Annotated in this window: 8 protein-coding genes and 2 pseudogenes; 6 read left to right on the top strand and 4 right to left on the bottom strand. The window is 65.9% G+C overall.

Annotated elements, in window-relative coordinates:
- The first annotated feature begins 13 nt into the window (after window positions 1-13).
- The 3 genes and pseudogenes from E3O45_RS16675 (at window position 14) to E3O45_RS18170 (ending at window position 2,333) form a co-directional block, all read left to right on the top strand.
- Window positions 14-1,732, top strand: coding sequence for an AMP-binding protein (locus E3O45_RS16675; protein WP_134444614.1), 1,719 nt, complete (start codon window positions 14-16; stop codon window positions 1,730-1,732).
- 335 nt (window positions 1,733-2,067) lie between these two features.
- A pseudogene (locus E3O45_RS18480) lies at window positions 2,068-2,115 on the top strand (hypothetical protein); the annotation flags it as partial.
- Between the two features lie 74 nt (window positions 2,116-2,189).
- Window positions 2,190-2,333 (top strand): hypothetical protein, encoded by a 144-nt coding sequence (locus E3O45_RS18170; protein WP_241985416.1) that lies wholly within the window; start codon window positions 2,190-2,192, stop codon window positions 2,331-2,333.
- Here E3O45_RS18170 and E3O45_RS16685 read toward each other — a convergent pair whose 3' ends face one another.
- Together E3O45_RS16685 and E3O45_RS16690 are read right to left on the bottom strand one after the other, a co-directional pair.
- Window positions 2,334-3,182: a TIGR00645 family protein gene (locus E3O45_RS16685; RefSeq protein WP_241985415.1), complete on the bottom strand. Its 849-nt coding sequence runs from the start codon at window positions 3,180-3,182 to the stop codon at window positions 2,334-2,336. It lies immediately after the preceding gene.
- A 130-nt stretch (window positions 3,183-3,312) separates the two neighbouring features.
- Window positions 3,313-4,080 carry a BTAD domain-containing putative transcriptional regulator gene (locus E3O45_RS16690; protein WP_134444618.1) on the bottom strand — a complete coding sequence of 256 codons (768 nt, stop codon included), beginning with the start codon at window positions 4,078-4,080 and terminating at the stop codon, window positions 3,313-3,315.
- A gap of 237 nt (window positions 4,081-4,317) precedes the next feature.
- On the opposite strand from E3O45_RS16690, the gene E3O45_RS16695 reads away from it, so the two are divergent.
- Window positions 4,318-5,175, top strand: a complete 858-nt coding sequence (locus E3O45_RS16695) for a caspase family protein (RefSeq protein ID WP_134444619.1) — start codon at window positions 4,318-4,320, stop codon at window positions 5,173-5,175.
- 27 nt (window positions 5,176-5,202) lie between these two features.
- On the opposite strand, the gene E3O45_RS17745 is transcribed toward E3O45_RS16695, so the two are convergent.
- Window positions 5,203-6,987 (bottom strand): hypothetical protein, encoded by a 1,785-nt coding sequence (locus E3O45_RS17745; protein ID WP_194086941.1) that lies wholly within the window; start codon window positions 6,985-6,987, stop codon window positions 5,203-5,205.
- A gap of 226 nt (window positions 6,988-7,213) precedes the next feature.
- Between E3O45_RS17745 and E3O45_RS16705 the strand changes: the two genes are divergently transcribed.
- Window positions 7,214-9,409, top strand: coding sequence for a caspase family protein (locus tag E3O45_RS16705; protein ID WP_134444621.1), 2,196 nt, complete (start codon window positions 7,214-7,216; stop codon window positions 9,407-9,409).
- A gap of 184 nt (window positions 9,410-9,593) precedes the next feature.
- Entirely contained in the window at window positions 9,594-11,270 is a 1,677-nt protein-coding gene (locus E3O45_RS16710) for a flotillin family protein (RefSeq protein WP_166789547.1), read from the top strand.
- A 126-nt stretch (window positions 11,271-11,396) separates the two neighbouring features.
- Here the strand turns inward: E3O45_RS16710 and E3O45_RS17640 are convergent.
- A pseudogene (locus E3O45_RS17640) lies at window positions 11,397-11,620 on the bottom strand (hypothetical protein); the annotation flags it as partial.

The following is an 11,620-nucleotide window of genomic DNA, read 5'->3' on the forward strand; positions in this document are numbered from 1 at the left end:
GAGACAACGGCGTATGACTCACCAGGTGAGCACGACCAAACCGAGCACGGATAACTACCGGGCAGCACGCGACCAGTTGCTGGCGCTGCGGAGCGATCATGCCCGTGCCGCGCAGGAGTTTGAATGGCCCGACGTGGGGGAGCACTTCAACTGGGCCACCGACTGGTTCGACGTGCTCGCACGCGGCAACGACAAAATCGCTTTGTGGATCGTCGAAGAAGACGGCAGCGAGCAGAAGTTCAGTTTCGCCGAGATGGCGCAACGCTCCGACCAGGTGGCCACCTGGCTGGCCCGGCAGGGCGTGCGGCACGGCGACCACGTCATGCTCATGCTCGGCAACCAGCTCGAAATCTGGGAGGCGATGCTCGCCATTATGAAGGTCGGCGCGGTCATCATGCCGACCAGTGCCGTGCTCGCCGCTCATGACCTGACCGACCGGGTGCTTCGCGGCGGCGTCACCCATGTGATCGCGAACTCGTCCGATGCAGCCAAGTTCGACGATGTTCCCGGCGACTACACCCGCATCAGCGTCGGCGCGCCGCGCCCCGGGTGGGCCGACTTCGCGGACGCCTACGCGCTCACCCCGGAACCCATCGCGACGGTCGTGGCATCCGGTGACCCATCGCTGATCTACTTCACCTCCGGTACGACGAGCAAGCCCAAAATGGTGCTGCACTCGCAGACCTCCTACCCGGTCGGCCACCTGTCGACCATGTACTGGCTGGGCCTTCGCCCCGGCGACGTGCACCTCGCCATCAGCTCGCCCGGCTGGGGCAAGCACGCCTGGAGCTGCTTCTTTGCCCCGTGGATCGCCGAGGCGACCGTATTCGTCTGCAACTACTCCAAGTTCGCTCCCAGCGCCCTCATCGCCCAGCTGCATCGAGCGAAGGTCAGCACGTTTTGCGCGCCGCCGACGGTCTGGCGCATGCTCATTCAAGCGGATGTCGGCCCCCGGCCGGCCGCCCTGCGCGAGTTGCTCTCCGCCGGGGAACCGCTTAACCCCGAGGTCATTCGGCAGATCGACAACGGCTGGAAACTGACCATCCGCGATGGCTTCGGCCAGACCGAGACCACCGCCATCGTTGGAAACGGTCCCGGATCGGTGCTGAAGGCCGGGTCGATGGGCCTGCCCCTGCCCGGCGTCTCGATCAAGCTGCTCGACCCGATCACCGAACTGCCCGCCGAGGAAGGTGAGATCTGCCTCGACCTGTCGACGAGCCCGGTCAACTTGATGACCGGCTACCACGGCGAACCCGACCTTACCGCGCACGCCATTCGCGGCGGTTTTTTTCACACCGGCGACGTCGCCACAGTGGATGTCGACGGCTACCTCACCTTTATCGGCCGTACCGACGACGTGTTCAAGTCGAGCGATTATAAGGTGTCGCCGTTCGAGGTGGAGAGCGTGCTGCTCGAACACCCCGCGGTCGCCGAAGCCGCCGTGGTTCCCGCGCCCGATGCCACCCGGCTGAACATTCCCAAGGCGTACATCCACCTCGCCCCGGGCTGGGAGCCGACGGCCGAAACGGCCGAAGCCGTGCTTCGGCATGCCCGTACCGGCCTGCCCGCCTACATGCGGGTGCGCCGGGTGGAATTCTTCGAGCTGCCCAAGACCATCTCCGGAAAGATCCGCCGGGTCGAACTGCGCGAGCGCGAAGCCGACGCGGCAAAAGCCGGCACCCGGCTGCCGAATGAATGGCGCGACGACCAGTTTCCGGGGCTCACGCGCTAGGGGCATCCGCTCGAAAAATCTGCGGGAAAGTCGGGGCTTACAGCCCGAGACCGGGCCTGGCCCCCTCGTTAGCGTAGAAGCATGACCCTCCTCGACAACCCGCGTGCCACGACAACCGACGACACAGGCTGGGCTGGCTTCACCGCCGGGCCGTGGCAGCACGGCAATGATGTTCGAGATTTGATCCAGCGCAACTACACGCCGTTCACCGATGATGCGAGCTTTCTGACCGGCGCCACCGACTGCACACTGGCGCTCTGGGCCCGGCTGACGGATATGTTCCCCGGCAGCGCGCGCTCGGCGTCTACGACGTCGACCCGACCACCCCGGCATCGATTACCGCGCACGCCACCGGCTACATCGACCAGCCCAGCGAGACCATTGTCGGTCTGCAAACGGATGCCCCGCTCACGCGCGCCATTATGCCCTTCGGCGGCCGGCGCACACCCGGGTCGAGGTGCTGCCCTTTCATCAGATGGGCGAGGACGAGTGGAATCGCCTGGCCATTCCGTATCCGCTGTCCGGCGTGCTGCCGCCCGATTCCGCGCTGCAGGAGCGGGTGCGGGCCCAGTTCCGGGCCCGCAGCCTCATGACGTTCTAGCTAGAAGCGGGCGAGCAACTCCGTTTTTTTGGCGTGGAATTCGGCATCCGTCACCACGCCGGCCTCGCGCAGCTGACCGAGCTGGGAGAGGTGAAGGGCGATTCCGGTCGATCCCGCAGGGTGGCCTTCGAGTTCGCGGCGCGCGGGCGCGGGGGCGAGGGCCGCGACCGGTGCCGGGGTGACCGGGTGCACCGCGGCCACCGCAGTGGCCGGTGAGTGACCGGACTGGGACATCCGGTCGATCCAGGCCAGTGCGATCGCCGAGAGAATGAACACCATGTGAATGATGACCTGCCAGAGCACGCCGTCCCAGGTGTAGATATTGCCGGTGATGGTTTCGGTCGGGTTGTTATCGACGGGGGTGCCGCGCGCGGCCAGGTCGCCGACCTCGATGAAGGTCTTGAGCAGGTGGATCGACGAGATGCCGACGATGGCCATGGCGAGCTTGACCTTGAGCACGTTGGCATTGACGTGGGAGAGCCATTCCGGCTGGTCGGGGTGCCCTTCCAAACGGATGCGGGACACAAACGTCTCGTAGCCGCCGATAATGACCATGATCAGCAGGTTCGCGATCATGACGACGTCGATCAGGCCGAGCACCGAGAGCATGATCGCGGCTTCTTCGACGTGGATGCCGCCGTCGTCCCCTGGCACGGTCAGCGAGGTCCAGACGTCGCCGCCGAGGTTGATGAGCTCGACCATGAACACGATCACGTAGATGATCTGCGCGATGATGAGCCCGATATAAAGGGGCGCCTGCAGCCAGCGGCTGAAGAAGATCATCAGGCCGACGCTGCGCACCCAGCGCGACTGCGGGCGGAACGGGCGGGGGAACTCGGTTTCAGTCACCGGTTGATCATAAGGGAGGCCCGGGTGAGAACCTCCTGTGCGCCGCAGCGCCTGTGGACGTACGCTGACGTGTTGATGATTCCGGCCACGATGGCCGCGCGCCAGCATTGTGGGCGCCTGGGCGGGACAATCAGGAAGGTCGCAGCGAACGCTCAAAAGCTTTGCGGCCGGTGGGCAGGCTTCCGGACAGATCGGTCGGCTCCAGTCCGAGCAGCGCGGCGAAATGGGCGGATGGTTCGACGCCGAGCTCACGGCCCAGATGGGCGCGAAAACTGCGGTACACCTGCACCGCCGAGGCATAGTTGTCTTCGGCGAGATGGCAGCGCACGAGCAGATGCTGGGTGCTCTCCCGCAACGGATCGACAACCGCAGCGGCACGGGCCGCGCCCAGGGCTCGACTGAAACTGCCGGCCAGCAGATGGGAGCGGGCCAGGGACTCCAGGGCGTCCACCCTCTGATTGAGCAGATGGTCCTGCTGTTCCAGCACCCATTCCTCGTACCAGCCCGGCAACAGGTTGGCCTCCTGCAATACATCGACGGATTCCGGCGGCACCGGCAACCCGCCGGTCAGGGTGATCTCGGTGATCAAATCGCGTACCGTGTGCAGATCCACACGCACCGCCGCGTCGAGCTGCAGCGGATCGGTTGCGCGGAGCAATCGGGGGAGTTCGTGCGAAATACGAAACACGCTCGCTCGCAGGTTGCCGGCCGACTGACGCTCGGAGCTATCCGGCCAGAGCAGCGCGGCCAGCACGTGCCGCGGTTGGGTGTGCAACACGGCGAGGGCCGCGAGCAGCCGCTGCTGGCGGGCACCGACCTCGACTGGCACGCCGCTGTAGCGCAACTGCCAGTAGCCCAGCACGCGAAGATCCCAGCCCGGTGTCACCGAAAATCCCATGAGTGCTCGATCCGCAAAAAAGTACAAAGCCGACCCGCAACCTCAGGCGGGATCTGCTACCGCCCAGAATGGCCAGCCCCGGGGCGGTTGTCAATGCCGTGTGCGCGCCAAAAAGTGGATGCTCCGCCACCGCCAACGCGTACCCCCGGCAGCTGGCAGTAACCAGCCAGTAACGCCGGGGTTTGTACAGTTGGCCTGCGGCATCCGCTGGCAATCGGCCCTTTTGATCGGATCGTCATGAAGCAATTGGCACTCTGCGTGGGCATCAATCGGTTCGAGAACCTGCCGATGAGCAGTTGGCTGAACGGCTGCGTCAACGATGCCGAAGACGTCAGTGCGTTGCTCGGGAGCGCCTTCGGATTTGCCGACTCAAGCATCACCCTGCTGACCGACCAGGCCGCGACCCGGGATGCGGTTTATGGAACGCTGGTCGAGGCGCTCGACCGGGCGAATACCCCGGGGGAGCACCTGGAGCGCATTCTGTTCACCATGTCGAGCCACGGCACGCAGGTGGCCGACACCGATAGCGAAGAGTCTGACGGCGTCGATGAGGCCTTCGCCACCTGTGACCTGCGTCAGGTCGGCTCCCAGTGGGACCTCGAATCGCTCATCGTCGACGACGAACTGCACACCTTGTTTTCCCGGTTGCCCGAGGGAGTGCTGCTCGACGTGATTTTCGACACCTGCCATAGCGGCAGCGGCCTGCGGGCGATGGACCAACTCCTCCTATCGGATGACCGTCGTCCACGCTTCGTGCCCCCACCGACACCGCTCGGCCGGGACGGCACAGCGGTCGCGGGCGCGAACACCCGCATGCTGCGCGATCTGGTGCGTACCTCGTCGGCCGTTGCGAAGCCCGCGTTGCTGGCCGCATGCCAGGCCGACCAGGAAGCGACCGACGCGAACTTTGACGGGCGGTACAACGGCGCGTTCACGCATTTTCTGCTCGAGGAGCTGCGCAGCGGGGCCGGCGCCAGTCGCGCTGACGTCGTCAAGCGCGTCAACAAGAAGTTGCGCGCCCGTCAGTTCGAACAGATCGCGCAGCTCGAGGCACCCGACCCCGGCAAAACAACGGCGTGGGGCACCGCGTTCTGAACGCCGCGCTCGTGCGCAGAAGACGGGTCAGGGGTGAAAGGTCGGCCGGCGCAGTTCGGCTACGCCTGGTGCCGGGGTAGCGGGCGGGGCAGCGGGCGCGGCGGCGGGCGACGGTGCGGGCGACGGTGCGGGGGGCGGCGCGGCAGCCGCTTTCAGCGCCGGGCGAGCGAGGGCGTGCGCGGCGAGTTTAGCCCGCTGCCGATCCAGGTCGAGAATCGGCTTGAGTGCGGCGAAGCTCAGACGACCACCCTCGTCGAAGCGCAGTTGCCCGCCACCGCGAATGAAAACATTCGCCTGCGTGGTCAGCCCGAATCTGCGCGCTTCAGCGACGGTGAACGTGAATTCCTGGGTGAAGGTGGCACCGATCTCCGATACCACGAAGCCGTCGGGCCCAACCCGAAGTGTCGGCCGCACCCGTTCCACTGAAATGGGGCGAGTGGGGTCGATCTTCGCCGCCTCCAGCAATTTCGGGTTCTCCCAGAGAAAACGTACGATCTCTTCCGGGTCGGAGCTGAGGGCGGCCAGCCGAATCGGGTAACGCAGTCCGGTGAAGGTCGCAACGCCCGAAAGGTCGTGGTTCGGGGGCAATTTGATGCCGAGCTCGGCAAATGCCTCGGTGACGACGGGACGATACTCCAGGTCGTCGTCGGGCACGACCGCCATGTCGGCGGCGAGGATTCCGCCCAGCAGGTCTTCCCAGGTCACATCCACCGGTGCCATGTAGCCCAGGCTGCGGATGAGCATTCCCAAGACCTGACGGCCAACGTCTGCGCCGGCGCGGGCGATCTGGTACAGGCTCGAGCGGCCTCCGGGCAAGTCGAGCCGCTTCAGCCAGAGTCGCACCACCACGCGCAGCAGTACCTGCACGATCGCGCCGCCGCGAGCGTGCGGGTCGCGCAGGGTGCGCCAGTCGGGCGGAGTGTCCTCGCTCAGGGACGACCGAACGGTTCCGCGTTTGAAGAGCTCATCGCCCAAACTGAACAGGTCGCTCCGAAGCACATCCTCGCTGAGGGTATCGAGGTTGAGGGGGTCACCGCCGGACGACGTCAACATTTGTTCGACCAGGGTGCGGGTGGAAAACACGGACAGCAGCGCCACGAGGTCGGCGAACGTTTCATGCAGGGCGAGTTGGTCGGGCTCGGCCTTGGCATCCGCCCATTTCGGCCGGTAGCCATCGACGATGGCGTGGGTCACCTCGTGGGCCACCAGATCGCGAAAGAGGGCCAGCGGCACTGCTTTGCTCGTACGATTGTCACGTTTATGCCCGAATCGAATCAGACCCAGGTCGCGGTAGTAGCCGGATTGTCGGTATGACACCGGATCGTAGGCGCTGATGGTCAACCGTCCGCCACCGACCCAGCCCATCCTCCGGCCGAGTGTTGACTCAAACAGGGCGAGAGTGGATGCCGCCACCGCGTATACCTGCTGCGCCAGGAATCGGCTGTCCTCCAGCAGGGCCGCCAGATCATCGGGCGGTTTCTCGTCGACGATCATCCACGGCGGGGTCGGGGAGCCGATGTCGAGACTGAACGGCTTCTGACGGGGCTTACGCACGATCACGTCGAACCGGGCGCTGCGCGGCCCCGGGCCGATGCGTTCGACCGGAACCCGCAGCGTGGTCGTGAGGCGCGGCGCGGGTTCGCCCGGGGGCGGATTCGGTGGGACCGTGGTGAACGGCCCCTCGGCCAGAACCGTCAGGCTGACCTGCAGACCACCCTGCCCGGCGTCGCTCAGCCCGGGATCGCTCAGCCCGGGATCGCTCGGTTGCGCGAGCGACGCGTCAGCAGACTCGGGATCGGTACCAGTTGTCATGGCGGCCCCCACAGCATCCGTTTCTGTGTGCAATATGCAACCGCCGGCGTGGTTTGTCAAGGCTTCGGGTGAAGTAACGCAGCAATAACGCTGGAGCGACATAATCGCAACGCCCCACCCCTGTTCCAGCATGAATTAGATGACATGAACTAGATGACATGAACTGAATGACATGAACTGAATGACATGAACTGAATGACATGAACTGAATGAGAGGAACGGTGCCATGCCCGAACCGATGCCCCCCGCCACACGGCAGCCGCCGCTGTCTCCAAGTGAGCTCGACCGCCTTCGCCCGCACGTGGTCAACCTCAGCGGCGGCAAATTCTCATCGAGTGGAGTGTTCCAGACCACTAAAAAGGATGTCGACGCCGTCTTTGCGACGCATCTGCCGGCCTTTGTGGCCGAGCATGGCGGCGTCGTCCCCGTTGTGTTCTACGCCCACGGCGGGCTGGTCGGCGAGCAGTCCGGGCTGCGGATCGCTGCCACCCAGGTGGAGTGGTGGAAGTTCAACGGCGTGTATCCCATTCACTTCGTCTGGGAGACCGGCCTGGCCGGGGCCATCGCTGGTGCGGTGGGGGACTGGGCGCAGGGTCGTCGCGGCTGGCTCGACGAGGCCAAGGACCGCGTGCTTGAACTCGCGGCCCGATTCGGCCAGGGGCAGGCGATCTGGGGGCAGATGAAGCGCGCGGCCGAGGCTGCATCGGCCGGGGACGGCGGCGCCCGCTACGTCGCTGAAGCACTCGGTGCGTACTGCACCGCCCACCCCGACACGGTCAGCGTGCACGCCGTTGGGCACAGTGCCGGATCAATCTTTCATTCCTTCTTTATTCCCGCCGCATTGAAGGCCGGGGTACCGGCCTTCGACACGCTCAGCCTGCTGGCTCCGGCGGTGCGCACCGATGTGTTCGAGAAGCAGCTCGTGCCTCTGTGTGGCCAGGAGGTGAAGTCGCTGGCACTGTTCACCATGACCGAAAAGCTCGAGCGCGCTGACACTTGCCTCGGCGCCTACGGAAAGTCCCTGCTTTACCTGGTGCGGGCGTCGTTTGAGCCCGAAGAATTTTCGCCCATTCTGGGCCTCGAAGAGTGCCTCCGCGCCGACCCGGTGCTCAGCCGACTGTTCGGGCTGTCCGGCGCGAGCGGAGGTATCGCTGACATTATCTGGTCGAAAGCAACGGGCGGCCCCTTGACCAACCGCAGCACCTCGACCAGCCATGGCGGGTTCGACACCGATATCCCGACCATGGACAGCGTCGCGCGCCGGGTCACCGGCAGCTCGCGCATCCAGTCATTCCCGATCACCCGCTCCCGTGGCGACGAGCTCTGGCCGGTACCGGGCCCGGCCACGCCCCGGCGGGCCGGAACCCACCACGCACTCTGTGTCGGTATCAACGCGTATCCCGGCGGCGACGCCCTCTACGGCTGCGTAGCGGATGCCGAAGCCTGGGCAGCGCAGCTCACCGCGGCCGGTTTCGCGGTGCGCACACTGCTCGACGCGGAGGCGACCCGGCAGAATATCCTGCTCGGGCTGCTGGACCTGGTGGCGAGCAGCGTCGCGGGCGATGTGCTGGTCTTTCAGTACGCCGGGCACGGCACTTATGTGGACGACCTTGACGGTGACGAGGCGGAGTCCGGCAACGAGGAGAAGAAGTACGACGAAGCGCTCTGCCCGATTGACTTTCGCGAGGGCAATTTGATCATCGACGACGACCTCGGAGAGATCTTCGACCAGCTGCCCGACGGCGTCAGCCTCACCGCCTTCTTCGATTCCTGTCACTCGGGCGACGGCCAACGCCGGCTGCAGCTGCTTCCGGTTGACGTACAGAACCTGAGTACGGCATCCGCTCCCCATGGGCGTCGGGCGCGGTACGTCATTCCCGACAAGGCGACCAGCGAGAAATACCGGGCCAAGCGCGGAGCTCCCGCCCGGGCCGGCAAGCGGGCCTTGGCGCGGGAAGTGCTGTTCAGCGCCTGTAAACCGACCGAGGTGGCGTACGAGACGGGCGGTCACGGCGATTTCACCGTGGCAGCCAGCCTGCTCGTGGTGCCGAGTGCAAATCGGCTGACCAACGGCGAGTTCCTGGCGAAGATCCGGGAGGCATTTTCGAGTCAGCCGCGACAGAACCCCGACTTCAACGGGCCGCGGGCCGCGAAATCACGGGTCTTCCTGGCGCCGCTGGTGGCTGCCGCAGCGGAACCGACTGATCGGCCGCCCGGCACCGCATCTGGCACGATCCCCGCCGCGATAACGGCGCTGCTCGACCCGGCCGCAAGCCCCGGGGGCGGGACCGACGCGCTCGCGGCATCCGCTGGTACCGCAGGATCGGCTGGCGTCGCTGCCAGTCGCGAAGCGGATGCTGCGGATCGCGCCCGCTCGGCCGCCGCGTTCCTGCGCGCTGCCGCCGACTTCATCGACGGGTAGCGGCCCGCCGGTGACCCCGAAAGACGGTGGGTGCCATTGACGACGTGACCGACGGCATCCGCTTATTGTCGACATCTTTCGCATCCATCGCTGTGGCCTGCGACACTGGAGGAACAGCTCTGCGCCGAGGTCGTCGGACCGAATCGCGGAAACGATGTACGCGCCGGCTCCTCGGAAGGACCCCATGCTCGATTTTCTGTTCAGCCCGATCCCCGGGATCATTTTCACGATTGTCGTGGTTCTGCTTATCGGCCTGATTTACGCCAAGACGATCTATAAGAACGCGGGGCCCGATGAGGCCCTGATCATCACCGGCAAGAAGAGCCGCAAGACCATCGTCGATGGCGCCACGCTCGAGGAATCCGGCCAGCGAGTCGTGCATGGCCAGGGTGTGTTCATCACACCGTTCTTCCAGAAGGCGTTCAAGATCAGCCTGCGCAGCCGGGCGATTGAGATCACGGCCGTCGCGCAGGACCGCAACGGCATCACGCTCTCCGTCGAGGCCGTCGCCATCGTCAAGGTCGGCGACGACCCCGCTGCGATTCGCGCCGCCGCCCAGCGATTTCTTGGGCAGGACAAGAACATTGACGGCTTCGCGCAGGAGGTGCTGAGCGGTTCGCTGCGTTCGTCGATCGGCGCGACCGACGTCATGACCGTTATTCAGAAGCGCGATGAGCTCGGTTCCTCGGTGCTCGCTACGGCTCGCGAATCACTCGCTAACCAGGGCCTCGACGTTGACTCCTTCGAGATCAAGGGCATCACCGATGAGAACGACTACATTCGCGACATCGGTCGCGCCGAGCAGGCGAAGGTGCGTCGCCAGGCCGAGGTGGCCGAGCACGTTGCGAACCGCGAGTCGCAGGAAGCCCTGATTACCGCCGAGCAGGCCATCGCCGAAGCTCAGAATACGCTCGCGCTGCGTAAGGCCGCGCTGCAGCTTGACACCGACAAGGCGTCCGCCGAGGCCGCCGCGTCGAAGCCGCTCGCCGAGGCGAAGGCGCAGCAGGCCATCGTGCAGGAGCAGGAACTGACCGCCCAGCGGCGGGCCAGCCTGCGCAAGGCCGAGCTCGAGTCCGAGGTCAACGCGATCGCCGACGCCGACGCCTACCGCATCCGGGTCACCGCGATCGCGGCCGCCGAGGCATCCGTTGCCAAGGCCACCGCTGATCGCGACAGCCGTGTCGCCAACGCCGACGCTACCCGCGCGGAGGGCCAGGCCGAGGCCGACGCCATTCTCGCCCGAGGAACCGCCGAAGCGACGGCCACGCGCCTCTCCGCCGAGGCCGTCGCCCAGCAGTCCGAGGCGCTCATTCAGCTGCGCCTGATCGAAATGCTCCCGCAGATCGCGCACGAACTGGCCGCACCGATGGGTAACATCGACCAGCTCACCGTCATTTCAACGGATGGCGCCAGCCAACTCTCCAAGAACGTCGCGTCCGGCTTCAGCGAGGTCGACGCCGTGCTCGGCTCCACCATGGGAATCGGCATCAAGGACCTGCTCGGTGGGCTGCTTGGCGGCACTGCGGGAGCCGCTTTGCGGAACGCGACACCCAGCCACAGCGGCGCATCCGCGTCGACCGCTGGTGCTGCGCCGACTCACTCGAGCGCAACCGAAGCTGCGTCACAGCAGTCCGGGGCGGTGCCAACGTCGGCGTCGGCCGCCGCTGCGCCTTCGTCAACGTCGGTGGCTCCGTCCGCAGCGACGGCTGCCGCAGCGGCGCGATCAGCAGCGGAAGCATCCGTTTCGCAGTCGATCGACGGCGTTGATTTCGATGCTGTCGCCGACGAAGCTGCTGCCACAATTACCCGTGCGGCGGCGGCCCGGCTGCCCAAGAAAGCTGGGGATCGCCTGCTGCCCTAGTGCACCGATCGCCGCAACCCCGGTGCAGCTAGCTCCCGAAGACTGTAAAAGTGTCTGGCCAGCGCGCGGGGGCGCAGGGTCACCTGCCCCGTATCCTCCGGCACCGAAGTGCGACCCCCGACCTCGTTAGCAGCCGGGGCCGTGGGGGTTGGTGAGGCAGTCTTCGGCGACGAGTACGGTGGATTCGTTTGCGGCCATGACGGTGAATGGGGCTGAGGGCATGGTGATGGTGCCTTCGACGGGGCGCCAGCCTTGGTCGCCGAAGCTGTAGTCGGCGTGGTATTTGATGGTGAGGACGATGGAGTAGGTGCCCTTGGCCGTGTACGTGTGGCTGGTGTCGGTGGTGGTGA

Source organism: Cryobacterium sp. TMS1-20-1 (assembly GCF_004402355.1).
In the GTDB taxonomy this organism is placed as follows: domain Bacteria; phylum Actinomycetota; class Actinomycetes; order Actinomycetales; family Microbacteriaceae; genus Cryobacterium; species Cryobacterium levicorallinum.

Coding starts and splice junctions, on each gene's coding strand:
- E3O45_RS16705 (WP_134444621.1), top strand. CDS start 7,214: ATGCCCGAACCGATGCCCCCCGCCACACGGCAGCCGCCGCTGTCTCCA.
- E3O45_RS16695 (WP_134444619.1), top strand. CDS start 4,318: ATGAAGCAATTGGCACTCTGCGTGGGCATCAATCGGTTCGAGAACCTG.
- E3O45_RS16675 (WP_134444614.1), top strand. CDS start 14: ATGACTCACCAGGTGAGCACGACCAAACCGAGCACGGATAACTACCGG.
- E3O45_RS16690 (WP_134444618.1), bottom strand. CDS start 4,080: ATGGGATTTTCGGTGACACCGGGCTGGGATCTTCGCGTGCTGGGCTAC.
- E3O45_RS17745 (WP_194086941.1), bottom strand. CDS start 6,987: ATGACAACTGGTACCGATCCCGAGTCTGCTGACGCGTCGCTCGCGCAA.
- E3O45_RS16710 (WP_166789547.1), top strand. CDS start 9,594: ATGCTCGATTTTCTGTTCAGCCCGATCCCCGGGATCATTTTCACGATT.